Source organism: Natronococcus sp. A-GB1 (genome assembly GCF_029688845.1).
In the GTDB taxonomy this organism is placed as follows: domain Archaea; phylum Halobacteriota; class Halobacteria; order Halobacteriales; family Natrialbaceae; genus Natronococcus.
The window spans coordinates 31,796-48,185 of record NZ_JARUKW010000010.1 but is presented as its reverse complement, the minus strand read 5'-3'; the positions used below and the strand labels follow the sequence as shown (position 1 = coordinate 48,185).

Below are 16,390 nucleotides of genomic sequence, written 5' to 3'. Positions count from 1 at the left end.
CTCGCCCCACCAGAGGGAAGGGGACACCGGGTTCGCGTCGCGTATCAGGTGTCGCTCGTGAAATACCATGTCTGAAGTTGTTCTCCAGAGCTGCCAAATCGTGTTTCGCGACGGGGCGTTCAAGCCGCGAGTTTCGTACGAACCAGCATGGAGAACTCCACGATGATCATGAACAGCGCGGCGAGCAGCGAGACCCAGAGAACGGTGGTCGGGAGGATATCGAGCAGTACGAGCGAAGCTGCGGCGGCAGCAGCGAGCAGGACACCCGTGACAACCTGAGTGGAACCCAGCGTTTCGAGCACGGTTACCATCCGCCACCATTCGGTAGCTGTGGCTTAGTGTTTGTCCCTGGCCGGTCCGAGCGCGTGCCAGTCACAGGTTCGCGCGGAAGCGTACCCCGAAAACCGCTGAGTCCGACGGATGGTCCCTCGGCACCTGCTCGCGAGCGGAGGAAGCTCCTGCTGTGGGGCGTATCACGCGAGTGGCACCGTCGACGGCAGTCTTGCTCGGCGGCGACTACTACACGGGTCGGACGCTCAGTCCCGACGGGGGACACGATGCGCTGGCGGGAACCGATCCACAACACATCACCGGCGGAACGCCTCGAGGACGAGGCGTCGAGCGCTCCGAGCACCCGTGTGCTCCCGGCAACCACCCACTCGGCGGTGAAACGCCGCCGTTCTTCTCGGGACGGGATCATCGGAACCGATCGCACCGAGTGGGTCTTTGAGAAGCCGACCGGCGAGCGGACCCGGACGAGTGTCGACGGGGAGCCGATCTCCCGAGACTCGATCGATCGATGCCGCGATCCGCCGGAACGGTCGGAGATGAACGCAAAACGAGCGGGTTCGAACGGTTCGGACGCCGATCGCACGGCGCTCGCTCGAGCGGGCGTCCGCTACTGCTGACGACTGTGAGTGGTGTTATCCCATTATCATAATATTTCCTATCTACTTCCCCGGAGAATAGGAGTGAGGGGTAGGGGAACTACACCGCCAGTGTACGTGTTCTTTCGGCCAAACCAGTTCCTACATATATTCCCAAGTGACTGGAGTCTGAAACAGTCGTAACGTCGTGTCCGACGGAGTGTGACCTGTACAGGTGCAGGAACTTCCATCGCGACAACCCCAAGACGATGACAAAATCATACGCGTCCGAACCGACAGCCCCCGAGGAACCGACCAGCACGACCGCGGTAGACGACAGATATCCGCTCTTCGCGCGAATTCCGCGGCGTGGCTTCATGATCGTAGGCGCCGCCACCGGGATGATGGAGTCGCTCGCGGGCTGTACCGACTGCTCAGCGACGACGAGCAGATCTCGGCGGCCGACGTCGACACGGAGGTCCCGCCGGGCGAGCACGACGACTACTACGCGTTCCTCTCGGGCGGTCACTCCGGCGACATCCGCGTCTACGGGGTCCCTCGATGCGCCAGCTCATGCGCATCCCCGTGTTCAACGTCGAGAGCACGCGAGGGTACGGGTTCGACGACGAAACCCACGAGATGCTCCAGGAGTCCGGCGGCTACACGTGGGGCGACATCCACCATCCCCGCGTCAGCCAGACCGACAACGAGTACGATGGTGAGTGGCTGTTCGTCAACGACAAGGCCAACGGCCGGATGGCCCGGATCACTACTCGAGCGTCGACTACCACCTCGAGGAGCGTGAGGAGACCCAGTATATTTCGACCCACGCCGGGGCGTCGGCGTTCGCCGACGAGCACGGCGGCGAGGTCAGCGCGTGGGAGGAGCTGGGAACCGCCGAGTGAGATCCTATGCCTCGAGCGGGACCCGTCGAGGGCGCGGGCTCGAGGTCCTCGGAACGGGACGAACGCGATCCACGGGCTACCGATAGGCCTCGAACTCCTGGCCGAAGATCGCGAAGTAGACGACGCCGATCATGCCGATGACCGTTGCGATCGTAAAGGAGAGTTCGGGGTCGACGAACTGCCAGAGGAATCCGCCCAGCGCACCGCTGGGGATCACGATCGCGCCGCGGATCAGGTAGTACGATCCCGTTACGCGGCCGCCGGCTCCCTGTTCGGCCGGGCCGACCACGAGCGCCTTGTGAGCGGGCAGGCCGGCAAAGCGCAGTCCCGAGAAGGCAAACAGCGCGATCAGGATCCACGTTTCGTCGATTCCGCCGACGTACTGGGGACCGAAGATCAGTAGAACTGGAAAGATCGCGTAGACCAAAAAGCCCAGCCCGACGACCGGTTTGAGGCCGACGTACTCGGCGATCTTCGCCGCCGGCGCCATCGTCAGCAGTGCAACCAGCATCTCGATACTCAGGAGGAGGCCGAAGAAGGCCGCGGGCGAGAGGTCGATCGTACCGACGACGGGAAGCGAGAGCGTCAGTCCGATCTCGAGCAGCTGGGTGATCACGAGGATGAAGAAGGCGTACACCATCCCGTTGGCGAACCGGACGAACGTGTCGGCGACCAGCAACGGTCGCAGCGGGCCGGGGAGCGCCCGCAGGTCGTCGGCGATCTGACCGACGCCCTCGAACTCCTTGCCCACCGAGTCCTCGTCGGCCTCGTACAGCAGGTGCTGGGCGATCGTCCCGAAAGCGGCGAAGACGATTCCGATGGCGAGCACCCAGAGGAAGCCGGGCATGAGCTCGTCGGCGACGAGGACGGCGACGATCAGCGGCGCGATCAGGAACGCGGTCCGACGGAACGTCTCCGTGCTGGCGAAGCCCTGCGCCAGTCGGCTCGGTTCGGTCGCCTGCTTGACGATGGCGTAGTGACCGCCGATCCCGAAGGACTTCCAGCACTGCGCGAGCAGGAGTCCGACGAACACCCACACCCATGGCTCGAGGACGACGGCGCCGAGGTCGATCGCGGGCACGTACGCGGAGCCGAGCCAGATCGCGAAGCCGAACGTCGAGAGGAAGCCGAAGACGGTCAGCGCGTACCGTGATCCCACTCGATCGGAGATGATTCCGCCGTAGTAGGGGTAGACGGCGCCGATTACGTTGCCCAACGTGGCGAACAGGCCGACGACGAACCCGCCCGCACCGAGGTAGACCAGATAATCCGGCAGGAACCGGTTTGTCATCTGGAACCCGAGACTGAACGCGAACATCGCCAGCGAGAGCACCAGCACGTCCCGCTGCAGCGAGAAGAACTGGCGAAACGGTCCGAAGAGGTCGGCGGTTTCGCGTTCCGTGCTCATCTACAGATCGTATTGAATAGCGTGGTAAATACATTTTACTATACTACTCGGTCGGTGTCGAGAGCGTCGACGATTCCGAATCGAGAGGAAGCTGTCCGGCGGCGACGGAGCTAAACGAGGAAGAAAGCGCCGACGCCGATCGCGCCGCCGGCGGCGATGAGGTACGCGGCGTGGACGCCCCGGACGAACAGCCAGTAGGTGACGATCGCCAGCAACACGGCGAACAGGTCGAGAACTGCTCCGGCGGCCGGGATCGGAACGGTCGGCTGCTCGACAAAAAACGACTCCTCGGCGAGGATGACCGTCGCGCCGAGGATCGCCCCGATGACGGCAGCATTGACGGCGGTCAGGGCGGTCTGGACGAGTTCGTTCTCGCGGACCCTCGCGAAGTAGGGAAAGAAGCCGATGATGAACGCGAAGGAGGGGCCGAACGCGCCGATCGTCGCCACGAGCGCGCCGATCACGGCGACGGCGACGACTCCACCGGAGACGTCGAGCATGAGCTTGTAGCCGACGAACGCCGTCGTCATCACGACCGGACCGGGCGAGAGCTGTCCAATCGCAATCCCATCGACGAACTCGCGTCCGGCCATCCAGCCGAACTCGCTGACCACGTAGGTCTCGATGAAGGGGATCAACACGAGCCCGCCGCCGTAGATGAACGAGCCGGTGTAGATCATGAACGCGAACAGCTGGACCCAGGGGTTGGCCCAGAGCGCGATCAACGCCCCCCAGATCGGGCTGGTCTCGAGCGCGCCGCGAACGGCGGGACCGAGAGCCTCGAGGACCCGATCGCGGAGGACGAACAGGAGCCCTGCGACGGCGCCGAGGATCGCCCACGGCGCCAGTCGGCGCGCGTTCGTCCGGACCCAGTCGGAGCGGTAGACCACGACCCCGACGAGTCCGGACGCGATGAACAGCAACACCGGGTTCGGACCGAGGACGGCCTGAACGACCGTGGTCGCGACGAGCAGGACGACGAGCAGGTAGTCGACGGTCCACGATTCACCCCGGACCTCGAACTCGGTATCCGTTCGCCCCTCCTCGAGGGCGCTTCGGGTCATCGAGTAGCAGGCGCCGACGATGAGGCCGATGACGACGGGGTTGATCCCGTAGAACACCGCCTCGACCGCGGGAACCTGCTGGTAGGCGAAGTAGAGCCACGAGAAGAAGACGACGAGGACGAACGTCGGCAGCATGAAGAAGAAGCCGGCGACGAGCGAGCCCTTCGTCCCGGCGTAGATCCAGCCCATGAAGATTCCGAGCTGGGTCGAGGCCGGTCCCGGAAGCATGTTACAGATCGCGAGCCCCTCCATGAACACCGACTGATCGGTCCACTCCTTGCTGTCCTCGCCGACGAGGTCGTCCTCCATCATCGCGATGTGGACCATCGGACCGCCGAAGCCGACGATCCCGATAAAGAGGTAGTATCTGGCGACCTCGAGGAGTTTGGCGGGGGTAGCGCGGCCGCGGTACTCCGTCTGCGCCGCGTCGGCCGTCGCGTCAGCCATCGCTCTCGGCGGTCATCGATCGCCGGCGGTCGGCCGTCTTGCGCTCGTGGATGGCACAATCTTCATGCCGATCGGGGTGTCATCTCGACGCATGAGATAACGTCACGATGTTCGGGTAAATATATTCCTATTTATAGGGTATACAGAATGTAGTACCAGTGCTGGCGGATCGGAGCCGAACGAACACGACGCAACCATGACGGACCGAAAGAACGCGATGTTGACGACCGAGGATCGTCGGTGGCTCACCGGGGAGAAGTCCTACGAGGGTGAGCACGCCAAACAGCAACGCTACCAGCGCCGACGCGACATCCGCAAGCGGGTCCACAACACGATTCTCGATTTCACGATCCTGTTCGAACACCTCGAGGAGGCCGAACGGGAGAAGCTCTTCGAGCGCCTCGCGGACGGCGACGAGGACGACGAGTTCACGGCGGGGCTCCGAGACGGGCTGGCCTTCATCCTGTACAACGCAGGGATCACGGAGGCGATGCTCGAAGAGCGCGCGGCCGGAACCGAGTCGACGGCGGAACAGCTCCTCCGGGAGGCCGTGTACGCGGCCGGGAGGCGAGACGAGATCCTCGTCGAGAACGTCGACCTCACGATCGACGCGACCCGTGCACCGATCGCGTCGATTATAGAGGAGTTGCGGGCGGGAAACGAGGTGTCGACCGCGGAGCTGTGTCTCCTGCTGGAGAGCGAGGCGGTCGACACCGAGGACGCCCGAAACTGTATCAGGGAGCTGGTTCTCGATGCGGAGTGAGCGACTGGGACGGCGGGCAGAGCTATCCGACCGATATCCGTACACGCTACGCGGGAAACGACCATGAGCATCAGAACTGAAGCGGACATGTTCGAGCGGGAGCTACAGAAGCTGTACCACGCGGAGCTGGAAATTCTCGATCTGAACGGCGACCTCGCGGAGGCGGCCGCCAGCGAGGAGATCAAGAAGCTGTTCGCCGGCCACAGGGAGGATACGGTCGCACAGATCACCCGGATCGAGGAGATCTTCGAGCTGACCGAGCTTCCCCTCGAGGAGCGCGGCAGTCCGATCATGGAGGGGTTGCTCGCGGAGAAAGACGAGTTCGTCAACGAGGTCGAGAGCGACGAGCTGCGCGATCTCGACGCGATCGGGGTCGGCACGATCAACGAGCGGATCGAGATCACGCTGCTCGATCGGCTGGTTCTGCTGGCCGAGAGCCTCGATCACCCCGAAGCGGTGGTGAGTCGACTCGAGCAGAATCGATCCGAAGCCGAATCCGCGCTGCGGAAGATGCAGGAGTTCCGGGAGCGAAGGCGGAGGAGCTGAGACGGACGTGCCAGCGGTAATAAACCGTCGCCAACGGCCGTACATCCGGTACTGATCGACAGTATGTCTACAACTCCATTTGTGAATTGAACGATGGAATAGTCACCCGCAATCGGGGTCGGAAGCTCGGATCACACTGTTGCAGTGGCAGGTGCCGGTTATCAGTGTCTCGAACCGAAAGAGCGGTGCATGAGCGTCGTCGCCGAGTTCACGATCCCCGCCGACGGCTTCGCGCTGGAACGCACGTTCGAGACCGTGCCCGACGCGACGGTCGAGATCGAACGGCTCGCGACCCACAGCCGCGAGTGGGTGATGCCGTTCCTGTGGGTGACGAGCGACGACCTCGAGGCCGTAGAGCGCGCCCTCGAGACCGACCCCGACGTCGAGGAGGTCCGAACGCTCAACGTCGCCGACGACGTCGGCTACTTCAACGTCCGCTGGAGCGAGGAGGTCCAGCGACTGATCGACGAGGTCGTCGACCAGCACGGGATCGTACAGGAGGCGGAAGCGAAGGACGGACGCTGGTACCTCAAGTTGAAGTTCGTCAGCGAGAGCGTTCTCGAGGAGTTTCAGGCATACTTTCGCCGGCAGAATCGCACGTTCGAACTCCAGCGACTGCGTCGGGCGACGGACAACCTCGTCAGGAACACCCTCACCGTCCCGACCCCGAGCGGGCTATCCGACGCGGAGTGAGTCGTCGAGCCCATATAAACACTCTCGAGCTCAATGCAGAGTAGGTTTCGACCAGGGCTGTCTTGAGCCTGATAAATGAACGATCGTTCCGGCCGCGATTCGGCGGCCGATTCGGACGCCGACGCGGAGACGACGCGGAAAGTCGCAGCGATCTGTACCACCTGTGGGAAAGCCTACGCCTCCGAGCAGCGAGCCGACGGAACTATCCGGCCGATCGGACAGCGAACGGGGTGTAAGTGCGGCGAAACGTCGTTCGAGGTCGTCGACTCGACGGAGGCCACCGCCGACGACTGAGCAGTAGGTTCGGACCAGCCGAGGTGGGCGGTTCCGACGGGATTGCCTCGAGCAACGTGACTGAAGCGCTCTCGAGTGAGTGCAGTGACGAGCGACGCGGGAGGGCGCCCGTCTCGACCGAGACGGGCGAGTGCCGTTGGTGTGGCTCGCCCGAAACCGGGCGGTGTGAGTGGTGAGCTACCGAGAGTTCGCCGCGAATTCCGGCATGGAACCGGGCTTCGAGGGCGACAGCGACGGTCCGGTAGTCGTCGCACGAGGGTTACCGATTACCCCAGTCGGGCCGTCCGCGCGGCGGAGCGAGAACACCGATTCCGATAGCGGGGTCGCACGATCGGTTCTCGGCACCGTGACGTTCCCGGCTCCGAAAGTGATAGCAGTCCCCGGGCTCGAGCCGTACCTCCTCGCCGTCGGCTATCGCGACCAGGGTCCCCTCGAGCATGTAGCCGATCTGTTCGTTGTCGTGTTCGTGGACCGGGAGGGTCGCTCCCGGATCGATGCGCCAGTACTTCACGCTCGCCTCTCGTCCCGTCGCGAGGTCCGCGAGGTAGACCCCGTCATCGACTTCCTCGAAACCCGCGTCGCCAGTGTTCACCTTTTCCATGATATCACGCCCCACGACACATATCCACACTCCTCATTATAAAGGTTGACCAGAAAGGTTTATCAGTGAATTCGTGAATACTGTGACTGCATGGCAGACAATAACACGCTCAAACTGTTCCACCTCCCGTTCTCGTTCGTGTTACCACAGCGGGTGGCGGTCGAACGGGGGTACTTCGAGGACGAGGGGCTCGATGTCGACCTGATCGAGCGCGACCGCGGGTCCGTCGAGATCAAGTACATCCCCGCGGAGGAAACGCTGACAGGCGACTACGAGATCGACCTCTACCCAGTCTGCAAGTGGGAGAGCCTGAAGCGAACGTGGGGGATGGGCGACGGCGAGGTCGTCGCGAACGGTACCTTCGCCGACCAGCCCTACACCGTGTTCACCCGACCGGAGACGCCGATCGAGTCGCCGGCCGATCTGGCCGGCGTCGAGGTCGCCGTCAACCGCAGAACCGGCCAGGAGTACACCGCGATGCGGGCCCTCGAGGAGCACGTCGCCCCCGAGGACGTCTCGCTCGTCCATTACGGGATGCCGACGGATCGACTGCGGGCGCTACGGGACGGCGAGGTCGACGCCGTCACGCTGCTGGATCCCCAGTCCACGTTGGCCGAGCAGCTGGGGTTCGAGCCCGTCCTCGAGTTCGAGAACCACATGGGGATCGTCGGCGGCGACGGCGTCGACTCCGACCTGCTCGAGGCGTACGTCGCGGCCTACGGCCGCGCCGTCCGCGATATCAACGAAGAGCCGGAGGCGTTCCGCGAGGAGTACCTCGAGATGCTCGAGAAGGACGCCCGCGTCGCGCCCGATCTTTTCGAGGACGTCGACATGGACGCCCTTCGAGAGCGGGTAACGGTCCCACGTTACGAGGTCCCGGAGCTCGCCGATCGGGAGGATCTCGGCGCCCAGCTCGAGTGGATGAAAGAGCGCGAACTGATCGACGACGAGGCCGAAATCGACGCCATCGTCGCCTCGCTGGGGTGATCGAGATGTCGGAATCAACTGCCGTCGACATCGAGAGCCAGCAGGCCGAACTCGACGCTTACCACGACGAGCCGGGCGACCGACCAGTCTTGCGGGCTCGCTTCGAGCACAACGGGAGCCCGCGATACATGCTGTACACGATCAAACGGCTCGGGCTCGATCACGAGCACGGTTTCCACCTCGACGTACAACTCGTTTCGGACTCGCTCGAGGGTGGCGTCGAGACCGTCGAGGCCAAACTGCAAGAGGGCGACGCCGACCTCATCGACATCGACTACATCTCGACGGCCCGCGAGCGTGCCGGTGGGGCGCCGATCGTGGCGATCCACCCGTACGGACGGACCGTCGGCGGGCTCGTCACCCCCGAGGACTCACCGATCGAGGACCTGACCGACCTCCGAGGCCGTCGGATCGGCGTCGTTCGCCGCCTCGACAAGAACTGGATCCTCGTGCGGGCCGCCTGTCGGGAACGTCACGGGTTCGATCCCGACGAGGAAGCGACCCCCGTCGAGGCGGGCTCGAAGGTCGAGCTCACCCGAATGCTCCAGGACGGCGAGGTCGAGGGTATCCTCCAGTTCTGGCCGATCGTCCCCGAGATCACCGAGACGGGACCCTATCGTGAGGTGCTCCCAATGTCCGAGCTCGTCCAGGATCTCTCCGAGACCGACCGGAAGCTGCCGATCTCGACGTTCCTGACCAGCGAACAGTACCTCTCGGAGAACCCCGACGCGGTGCAGGGGTTCAAGCGCGCCTACCGGGACGCCGTCGGCCGACTGACGAGCGACGACGAGCTCTGGGCGGACATCGGCGAGCGCCTGATGTACGAGGACGACTCCGAGATCGTCCGGGCCGTCCGGGACGGCTGGCGGGACATGGTCGTCGCCGACTGGGACGAGGAGACGATCGACGGGATGGATCGGCTGTTCGACCACTTACTCGAGGTCGCGGGCGCCGACGCGCTCGGCGTCGATCACGTGCCCGACGAGATGTTCCGTCTGGAGGTGTGACGGATGGAGTCGCTCACCTTCCAGCTCAACTGGGAACCGAACGGGTTCCAGGCACCGTACTTCCTCGCCCGCGAGCGCGGGTTCTACGAGGAGGAGGGCGTCGACATCGCCTTCCTCGAGGGACACGGCTCGCCGTTCGCCGCCGAGCAGGCCGCCAAGGGAGAGGCAGATATCGCCCTCGCCGGCGCCAGCGCCGTCCTCTCGGTACAGAGCCAGGGGCACGATCCGCTCGCCGTCGCGGCGGTGACCGCGAAAACGCCAGCGGCGATCTATACGCTCCGGGACGTCTTCAGCGAACCGCTCGAGGAGCCCGAACAGCTGGTCGGTCGCACCGTCGCTCCGTCCGCGACGAAGACCAGGATTCTGACCGCCCAGCTCCTCGAGGACGTTGGCATCCGCGAGGAGGTCGACCTGCTCGAGGTCGATCCCCACACCCACCACCGCGTCCAGCACCAGGTGCTCGACGGCAGCGTCGACGCGGCCGTCGGTGTCGTCACTAACGGGTACGAACTCGAGGACGAACACGACCGGGTCGCCGACGAGCTGCCGATCGGGAACCACCTGCCCGTCTACGGGATGATGCTGGTCACGAACCCCGCCTTCGCCGCCGAGGAATCCGAAACCGTGAGCGCGTTCCTCCGGGCGACCACCCGCGGCTGGGCCGAGGCGACGGCCGACCCGGAGGCCGCGATCGACGCCCTGGTCGCCCGGAACGCGACCCTCGAGCGACGCCGGCGGATCGAACGCGAGAAGTTCGAGACGGCCGCGCGGGACCTCCAGTTCAGTCCGCACGTCGAGGAGGCTGGGTGGGGGAACCACGACGGGGAGCGCTGGCGACGCCTCGCGAGCGCGCTCGCCGAGACCGATCTCCTCGAGGGCGAGATCGATCCCGACGTCGCGTGGACGAACGACTACCTCGACGACGAAGCTCCGATCGTCCGGGAGTACGCCCAACGGGTGGGGCGGTGACGATGCGAGCCGTCGATCACATCAACGTCGACGTCGACGACCTCGAGGCGACGTACCCGTTCTACCGGGACGTACTCGGGCTGTCGGTTCGACGTCCGCCGGAAGACTTCGAGGGCGAACACGCCATGTTCGCGGTCGGCGACACCGTCGTCACGCTCGCCGAGACGGGACGAGCCGACGGCTGGAACCGTTCGGATCTCGAGCACCCGCTGGACAAGGCCCACCTCGCGTTCGAAACCGATCGGGCGAGCTACGACGAGTTCGTCGACGATCTGGACGGTCAGTTTCCCAATCAGGGTCCCTACGACTGGGGCGAGTTCGAAGGGTTCTACTTCCTGGATCCGGACGGGAACCTGCTCGAGGTAGTTACGTACGAATCCCCGGCGGACGGACGCAGTCGGGAGCTGCTCACACACGACGACGTGACGTGAGTACTAGCTTCGGGACGGGATCACCAAGGTGACGCGAACACCGACCGCGACTCGGACCTCCAAGGTAACGCGGACACCGACCGCGACCGGGACCTCCAAGAGGGTCGGTTTCGACCGGGTCCGTATGACCGACGACCGCAGCCGCTGGAACGAGAAGTACGGCGATCCCGAGTTCGAACTGCCCGAGGATCCGATCCCCGAACTCGAGCGCTGGATCGAAACGCTGCCGAACGGTCGTGCCCTCGACGTCGCGACCGGAACCGGGCGAAACGCGCTCTACCTGGCCGAGCGAGGGTACGAGGTCGACGCGGTCGACGTCTCCGACGAAGCCCTCGAGCTGGCACGGAAGCGAGCCGCGGAGCGGGGCGTCGACGTCGACTGGATCCGTGCAGATCTCGAGGAGTTCGATCCCGAACCCCGCACCTACGACGTGATCAGCGTGAGCTTCTTCGCCGCCCTCGAGTATCTCCCCGAGCTGAAGGAGGCGCTCACGCCGGACGGTGTACTGGTGTACGAACACCACCTGCGTTCGGCAGACGACGTCGAGATCGGCCCCTCGAGCAAACGCCACCGGTACCGTTCGAACGATCTCCTCCGCGCGTGTCTCGACCTGACGATACTTCACTACGAGGAGCGCGTGCGAACCGTCACCGACGGAACCGCTGCGGTCGTGACCCTGATCGCGCGAAACTCGAGCGGCGGGACCCAATCGTATCCGAATCTCGCCGAAGCGGGCGAGACGTCGTAGCGAACCGTCGCCTCAAGCCGCCGGTATCGCCACAGGAGACACCGCCGGGAAACTACGCACGACGACATGTGTTCCGTAGTCCGCTATCGGAGCCAGGTGTCTTAGATTTATAGAACACATTCATAGACAAGTGTCTTAGATGTTTGTCTTAGACTACTGCCTTAGGTTCGAGTGTGGTCAGGTTCGTAGTGGAGCTACTCGGGTGAGCTACGGAGGCAGGACCGAAATCGAAGCGGCGTTCGGTTACGTCGATCCGCGAAGATCGCCCCCGCCCGAGGACGTACAGCAGGAGCTAACCCATTTCCTCATTCCCAGAGCTAAGTATCTAAGTGCCTTAGAGTAGAATCTTAGATTAGATTCGCAAGTTGGTTCGAAAGGTACGTGACTCACCTGTCATTCATAGATTAGTTGTCTGACGTACTTTCATATCTGAGCGGTGAGTTCCAGGAAGTATGCTCTCGTATACCGTTTACTCCGAGGCGGGGGGTGTCGGGAAATCGTCGCTGGCGGCGAATCTCGCCGTCGCGCACGCTCGAGCGGGACTCGACGTACTCGTCGTTCCCCTCGACCCACAGGACGGCGACCTCAGTCGGCTGCTCGGCGTCGACGAGGAACGCGCGGATCGAGACGTCGACAACCTCGTTCGTCACCTCGTCGACAGCGGAAAGGGGTCGTTCGACGGACTGATCCGATCGGCAGAGGGCGTCGACATCGTCCCGGAGCACAACATGCTCTCGGATCTGTCGAACCACCTCGCGCGCGAGAAACGGAAAGCCGAGGAGCTCGGCGACGCGTACAACATCTACGCACAGCTCCAGCGGGTACTCCAAGAGGGTGGGGTCGCCGAGAAGTACGACGTACTGATCTGTGATCCGCCCGCAACCGAGTCCGACCACCTCTACAACGCGATCTACGCGACCCGAAACCTCGTGCTCCCGGTCGAGCCGAGTGCGAAGGGACGAGCCTCCGTCGATGGCCTCGAGGAACTCGCGAGCAATTTCGCCGACCAGATGGGAATTGAGGTCGGCGTCCTGGCGGCTGTTCCGAACGGATTCAAGCGGACGAACGACCAGACAGCGCTGATCGAGGAGATCGAGTTCCCCACTCCGGAGGTGCTCCCCGACCGAACCTCCCTGATGGAGGGCTGTTGGAAGGAGCAGTGCTCCGCGTTCGAGTTCGTTCGCGAACACCGCGACCGTCGTCGTGACTACGAACTCGAGACGCTGGCACAGTTCGATCGTCTCGCTCGCTATCTCGAGGACCAGGCCGGAATCGACGCGCCGAACCCGCCGGAGCCGGGCGCGCTCGAGGAGGTGCCGACGGCATGAGCGGATTCAAAAGCGGCGCGAGCAGCGACGATCCGTTCGGCGGCGAGGACGAGAGCGACGAAGAGGGCGAGTCAGCCAGTACGAAATCCGACGCCGAACGATCATCCGCCCAGTCGGCGGGTGGGTCGGACACCGGTCTTCAGAACCGAGAATCAACAGAAGGCGACTCAAGCGTCGGTGAGTCGGCTGGTGGCTCGTCGGTCGGTGGATTGCCGTGGATTTACAGACGCGATAGCATCTCCGACGACCGACCGAAGACGGTCCAGCTACACCTTCAGGAGTCGACGCTCGACCGCCAGCGCGAGACCCGCCGAACTCTCGAGGGGGAACTCGGCGAGTCCGTCAAGAAGGCCGACCTCCGAGAGGCCGCCCTTCTCGTCGGAATGACTCGCGTCGACGAGGTCGCCGACGTACTACGCGGCTGGGGCTACGACTTCGAGTAACCGCTCTCGGACCGAGACCGGATCGGAGTTCGATGGAGTAGCAGTCGGAGCAGTGATCCGAGCCGAGAACCAATATATCGTATATCGCGATACACACATTGAACTTCTGACGTTGGGCTATTTCACAAGACAGAGAGTAAAACGTCGAAGACAGCAGTATTCTAACACCAAAACTGGCTGGAATTATGGTCGATGCGAATATCACCACTACCAGTCGGTAGTTCAGAAAAGAAAACCGGGAAAACGGCGACTACACAGTGATGTCGCCACTAATGAAGAGGAAAACCTGGAACCGAAAACGTCAGTCAGGGGGATCTCATCCGATGTAATCCTTCGCAATTGTCAGGAACAGATCCGCCGTCACGAGTGGTCATATCGGAACGCGGACTCAGCCCGTAGCTCCAACTTCACCAGTAGATCGCTGAGTCGCCACACATTGTATAGCGTACAGGAAGTTGAAGAACCGGTGCTCGTGGTTCATCGGCGTGGTACGGACACGGATGATCACTACGGTTCCGAATTGACCGATTACTTGTTTACCACTCGTTTGTTATAAATAAGGTATGCTAACGGACCCATTAGAAGATGAATAAGGGCAGTCATTCCTAAAAATAGTTCGTTGGAACCGGTTGCTAAATTGTAGAATGTACCGATTCCAACAAGAATGTATGCTGCGTCGAATGCCCAAATTATCGACTGATAAAATAATCGTTGTGGAGCCTTTGCTCCGTACTAACCGATCAAGAGAGTAGCAGAACATCATTCGAGTTGAGAACCATTATAGACTAATGAAATAAGCGGAAGCTAGTGAACTTGTCTGAACTTGTTCGGGAAATCGTCGCGCTCTCGCTACGGACCGTCACCGAAAGGGGTTTTATTGCTGAGCAGCAGTCAATCCCAGAACATTAGTCAGACACACCTCGTTTCCGGTGAAATAGACCTACGCGAAGGCCAGTTATCGAGGGTACCAGAAACCAACGGTTGGGCGGACTTTCACCGGAACCCCGGTGTGCCGGCGGGCGGATGCTGTCGTCGACGGAGACACCATCCTTCCGGTGAAAAGTTGGATAGGGTGGTTAAATTGGAAACAAGTGCGCTGTAGCCGGGGATTTCAGAACCAAGAATCAACAGAAGTGCGGTCGGTCGAATCGGACTTGTACGACGGGCGAAGGCACACCGAATTTCCGGTGGAAGAACACACCATGTTTCCGGTGAATCAGGCCGTTTTCTTTCCGCAAACGGGTGGTTCCATCAGGATCGATCGGAACGGTCGTTCGGGTACTACTCAACGGTGTCCTCGAGGACATTTTTGACCACTTTGGGATCCTCGAGGAGTGTGTGTTCGGTATAGCTCCCCTCCGCGCTCCCCCCGCTGTGGCGGGTCTGCTCGAGGATATCGAGGAAGGCGTGTTCCTTCAGGAGGTCGCGGACGCGGCGAAGCGAGAGCGCATCGGTTCCCTCCTGCCGACAGATCTGTTCGTAGACGTCGTAGATGCGGGTGGTTCTGAATCCGCTGTTTTCGACACCTTCGTCCTCGCGTTGCTGGTCGAGCGAGAGCACCGTCAGCGCCTGCAGGACGTACCGGGAGTGAGGAGTCGAACCGCGGATGAGTTCGCGGAATCGATCGACCTCCGCGCGTTCCCGAGCCTGAACGACGAACTCCTCTCGAACGGTCTCCGTGCCTCGAGTTTGGGCGATTTCGCCGGCGTACCGGAGAATGTCGATCGCCTTGCGGGCGTCGCCGTGCTCGCGGGCCGCCAGCGCGGCGGCCCGTGGAATTACCGCGTCTTCTAGCACCCCCTTTCGGAACGCATCGCTCCTGGCGGTCATGATCTTGTTGAGCTGACTCGCGTTGTACGGGGGAAAGACGAACTCCCGCTCGCAGAGACTCGATTTGACCCGCTCGTCCATCCGATCTTTGTACTTGATCTTGTTACTGATCCCCATGACACCGATCTTGCAGTCCCTGACCTTTCCCGCCTCGCCGGCCCGAGAGAGCTGCATCAGGATCGCGTCATCCTCGAGTTTGTCGATCTCGTCGAGGATGATGAGCGCAACGTCGTACTCCTCGTTGAGCAGACGCCAGAGTCGTTTGTAGTAGGTTGCGGTGCTGATCCCCTTGTCAGGAATGTAGATATCGGTCTCCTCGGTGTTGACCGAACTCGCGATCGTCTGGACGGCCTGGGTCTCGGTGGTATCTTGCGCGCAATCGACGTACGCGAAGACTGCGTTGATATCTTCTTCTTTCGCGGTTTCGACGAGTCGCCTGGAGATGTACTTCGCACAGAGGGACTTTCCGGTCCCGGTCTTTCCGTAGATGAGGACGTTGCTCGGACTCTGACCGAAGATCGCCGGGTTGACCGCGTTAGCGAGATGGCTGATCTCCTCGTCTCGACCGACGATACGACCCTCGTCCGGAAGATGACTGATCTCGAGGAGTTCCTTGTTGACGAAGATCGGATCCTCCCGGACGAACAGGTCATCGGACTCGGGCATTGATTCAGACACCGTGTTTCCGGTGAATCGACTTGAGGGTTTCGGCGAGCGGGATCGGCCGGCCGCACACACACACCACGTTTCCGGTGAAATCGGCTCCGAAGGAGGGTGGGGTGGAGGGGAAACGGGGGTTTTCCAGGAGCCTATACCCAACTCACCCGGCAGATAACTCGAGACGCGGTTAGTTTCCAGCTGCCGATTTGGACGCGAGAGACAACAGATTCGGCTGGAGAGGGCAATTCACTCGGTGACTCTAGTCACCTTTATTAGAACGTGATCTACTTAGTGAACTTTACGTACTAACAGATAATAAAACTACTAGGTGAACAGTCCAGAGGTGGAGGATATCGAACTAGAAAAGTCTGACAGCTGTCGTCAAATCTGTCCGTACCCC

Annotated in this window: 18 protein-coding genes and 1 pseudogene; 14 read left to right on the top strand and 5 right to left on the bottom strand. The window is 62.3% G+C overall.

What is annotated here, in order from left to right:
• Window positions 1-119 precede the first annotated feature (119 nt).
• On the bottom strand, window positions 120-302 hold the full coding sequence (locus QA600_RS12725; protein WP_278292319.1) for a hypothetical protein: 183 nt from the start codon (window positions 300-302) through the stop codon (window positions 120-122).
• 255 nt (window positions 303-557) lie between these two features.
• On the opposite strand from QA600_RS12725, the gene QA600_RS12720 reads away from it, so the two are divergent.
• The 3 genes and pseudogenes from QA600_RS12720 (at window position 558) to QA600_RS12710 (ending at window position 1,771) form a co-directional block, all read left to right on the top strand.
• Window positions 558-908, top strand: a complete 351-nt coding sequence (locus tag QA600_RS12720) for a hypothetical protein (protein WP_278292318.1) — start codon at window positions 558-560, stop codon at window positions 906-908.
• Window positions 909-1,135: 227 nt separating this feature from the next.
• Window positions 1,136-1,634 (top strand): annotated as a pseudogene (locus tag QA600_RS12715) (TAT-dependent nitrous-oxide reductase); the annotation flags it as partial.
• Window positions 1,589-1,771, top strand: a complete 183-nt coding sequence (locus QA600_RS12710; protein ID WP_278292445.1) for a hypothetical protein — start codon at window positions 1,589-1,591, stop codon at window positions 1,769-1,771. The pseudogene QA600_RS12715 and the gene QA600_RS12710, both read left to right, overlap by 46 nt.
• Window positions 1,772-1,847: 76 nt before the next feature.
• On the opposite strand, the gene QA600_RS12705 is transcribed toward QA600_RS12710, so the two are convergent.
• Both QA600_RS12705 and chrA read right to left on the bottom strand, forming a co-directional pair.
• Window positions 1,848-3,179 (bottom strand): MFS transporter, encoded by a 1,332-nt coding sequence (locus QA600_RS12705; protein ID WP_278292317.1) that lies wholly within the window; start codon window positions 3,177-3,179, stop codon window positions 1,848-1,850.
• 110 nt (window positions 3,180-3,289) lie between these two features.
• On the bottom strand, window positions 3,290-4,690 hold the full coding sequence (gene chrA, locus QA600_RS12700; RefSeq protein WP_278292316.1) for a chromate efflux transporter: 1,401 nt from the start codon (window positions 4,688-4,690) through the stop codon (window positions 3,290-3,292).
• A gap of 196 nt (window positions 4,691-4,886) precedes the next feature.
• Between chrA and QA600_RS12695 the strand changes: the two genes are divergently transcribed.
• From QA600_RS12695 to QA600_RS12680, 4 genes are all read left to right on the top strand, one after another.
• Window positions 4,887-5,453 carry a hypothetical protein gene (locus QA600_RS12695; protein ID WP_278292315.1) on the top strand — a complete coding sequence of 189 codons (567 nt, stop codon included), beginning with the start codon at window positions 4,887-4,889 and terminating at the stop codon, window positions 5,451-5,453.
• Between the two features lie 63 nt (window positions 5,454-5,516).
• The gene (locus QA600_RS12690) at window positions 5,517-5,999 is read left to right on the top strand and encodes a DUF892 family protein (protein WP_278292314.1); all 483 of its coding nucleotides are present in this window, start codon (window positions 5,517-5,519) and stop codon (window positions 5,997-5,999) included.
• Window positions 6,000-6,188: 189 nt separating this feature from the next.
• Window positions 6,189-6,692: a bacterio-opsin activator domain-containing protein gene (locus tag QA600_RS12685; RefSeq protein ID WP_278292313.1), complete on the top strand. Its 504-nt coding sequence runs from the start codon at window positions 6,189-6,191 to the stop codon at window positions 6,690-6,692.
• 75 nt (window positions 6,693-6,767) lie between these two features.
• Window positions 6,768-6,986 carry a hypothetical protein gene (locus QA600_RS12680; protein WP_278292312.1) on the top strand — a complete coding sequence of 73 codons (219 nt, stop codon included), beginning with the start codon at window positions 6,768-6,770 and terminating at the stop codon, window positions 6,984-6,986.
• A gap of 259 nt (window positions 6,987-7,245) precedes the next feature.
• Here QA600_RS12680 and QA600_RS12675 read toward each other — a convergent pair whose 3' ends face one another.
• Window positions 7,246-7,587, bottom strand: a complete 342-nt coding sequence (locus QA600_RS12675; RefSeq protein ID WP_278292311.1) for a cupin domain-containing protein — start codon at window positions 7,585-7,587, stop codon at window positions 7,246-7,248.
• A gap of 90 nt (window positions 7,588-7,677) precedes the next feature.
• On the opposite strand from QA600_RS12675, the gene QA600_RS12670 reads away from it, so the two are divergent.
• The 7 genes from QA600_RS12670 (at window position 7,678) to QA600_RS12640 (ending at window position 13,500) form a co-directional block, all read left to right on the top strand.
• On the top strand, window positions 7,678-8,574 hold the full coding sequence (locus tag QA600_RS12670) for an ABC transporter substrate-binding protein (protein WP_278292310.1): 897 nt from the start codon (window positions 7,678-7,680) through the stop codon (window positions 8,572-8,574).
• A 5-nt stretch (window positions 8,575-8,579) separates the two neighbouring features.
• Window positions 8,580-9,581: an ABC transporter substrate-binding protein gene (locus tag QA600_RS12665; RefSeq protein WP_278292309.1), complete on the top strand. Its 1,002-nt coding sequence runs from the start codon at window positions 8,580-8,582 to the stop codon at window positions 9,579-9,581.
• A gap of 3 nt (window positions 9,582-9,584) precedes the next feature.
• Window positions 9,585-10,550, top strand: a complete 966-nt coding sequence (locus QA600_RS12660; protein ID WP_278292308.1) for an ABC transporter substrate-binding protein — start codon at window positions 9,585-9,587, stop codon at window positions 10,548-10,550.
• Between the two features lie 2 nt (window positions 10,551-10,552).
• Window positions 10,553-10,981: a VOC family protein gene (locus QA600_RS12655; protein ID WP_278292307.1), complete on the top strand. Its 429-nt coding sequence runs from the start codon at window positions 10,553-10,555 to the stop codon at window positions 10,979-10,981.
• 124 nt (window positions 10,982-11,105) lie between these two features.
• On the top strand, window positions 11,106-11,729 hold the full coding sequence (locus QA600_RS12650) for a class I SAM-dependent methyltransferase (RefSeq protein ID WP_278292306.1): 624 nt from the start codon (window positions 11,106-11,108) through the stop codon (window positions 11,727-11,729).
• Between the two features lie 452 nt (window positions 11,730-12,181).
• Window positions 12,182-13,057 (top strand): ParA family protein, encoded by an 876-nt coding sequence (locus tag QA600_RS12645; protein WP_278292305.1) that lies wholly within the window; start codon window positions 12,182-12,184, stop codon window positions 13,055-13,057.
• The gene (locus QA600_RS12640; RefSeq protein WP_278292304.1) at window positions 13,054-13,500 is read left to right on the top strand and encodes a hypothetical protein; all 447 of its coding nucleotides are present in this window, start codon (window positions 13,054-13,056) and stop codon (window positions 13,498-13,500) included. Before QA600_RS12645 ends, QA600_RS12640 begins: the two co-directional genes overlap by 4 nt.
• Window positions 13,501-14,781: 1,281 nt before the next feature.
• On the opposite strand, the gene QA600_RS12635 is transcribed toward QA600_RS12640, so the two are convergent.
• Window positions 14,782-15,996 (bottom strand): orc1/cdc6 family replication initiation protein, encoded by a 1,215-nt coding sequence (locus QA600_RS12635; protein WP_278292303.1) that lies wholly within the window; start codon window positions 15,994-15,996, stop codon window positions 14,782-14,784.
• Window positions 15,997-16,390: the final 394 nt, after the last annotated feature.

Coding starts and splice junctions, on each gene's coding strand:
- QA600_RS12720 (WP_278292318.1), top strand. CDS start 558: ATGCGCTGGCGGGAACCGATCCACAACACATCACCGGCGGAACGCCTC.
- QA600_RS12705 (WP_278292317.1), bottom strand. CDS start 3,179: ATGAGCACGGAACGCGAAACCGCCGACCTCTTCGGACCGTTTCGCCAG.
- chrA (WP_278292316.1), bottom strand. CDS start 4,690: ATGGCTGACGCGACGGCCGACGCGGCGCAGACGGAGTACCGCGGCCGC.
- QA600_RS12695 (WP_278292315.1), top strand. CDS start 4,887: ATGACGGACCGAAAGAACGCGATGTTGACGACCGAGGATCGTCGGTGG.
- QA600_RS12690 (WP_278292314.1), top strand. CDS start 5,517: ATGAGCATCAGAACTGAAGCGGACATGTTCGAGCGGGAGCTACAGAAG.
- QA600_RS12685 (WP_278292313.1), top strand. CDS start 6,189: ATGAGCGTCGTCGCCGAGTTCACGATCCCCGCCGACGGCTTCGCGCTG.
- QA600_RS12680 (WP_278292312.1), top strand. CDS start 6,768: ATGAACGATCGTTCCGGCCGCGATTCGGCGGCCGATTCGGACGCCGAC.
- QA600_RS12675 (WP_278292311.1), bottom strand. CDS start 7,587: ATGGAAAAGGTGAACACTGGCGACGCGGGTTTCGAGGAAGTCGATGAC.
- QA600_RS12670 (WP_278292310.1), top strand. CDS start 7,678: ATGGCAGACAATAACACGCTCAAACTGTTCCACCTCCCGTTCTCGTTC.
- QA600_RS12665 (WP_278292309.1), top strand. CDS start 8,580: ATGTCGGAATCAACTGCCGTCGACATCGAGAGCCAGCAGGCCGAACTC.
- QA600_RS12660 (WP_278292308.1), top strand. CDS start 9,585: ATGGAGTCGCTCACCTTCCAGCTCAACTGGGAACCGAACGGGTTCCAG.
- QA600_RS12655 (WP_278292307.1), top strand. CDS start 10,553: ATGCGAGCCGTCGATCACATCAACGTCGACGTCGACGACCTCGAGGCG.
- QA600_RS12650 (WP_278292306.1), top strand. CDS start 11,106: ATGACCGACGACCGCAGCCGCTGGAACGAGAAGTACGGCGATCCCGAG.
- QA600_RS12645 (WP_278292305.1), top strand. CDS start 12,182: ATGCTCTCGTATACCGTTTACTCCGAGGCGGGGGGTGTCGGGAAATCG.
- QA600_RS12640 (WP_278292304.1), top strand. CDS start 13,054: ATGAGCGGATTCAAAAGCGGCGCGAGCAGCGACGATCCGTTCGGCGGC.
- QA600_RS12635 (WP_278292303.1), bottom strand. CDS start 15,996: ATGCCCGAGTCCGATGACCTGTTCGTCCGGGAGGATCCGATCTTCGTC.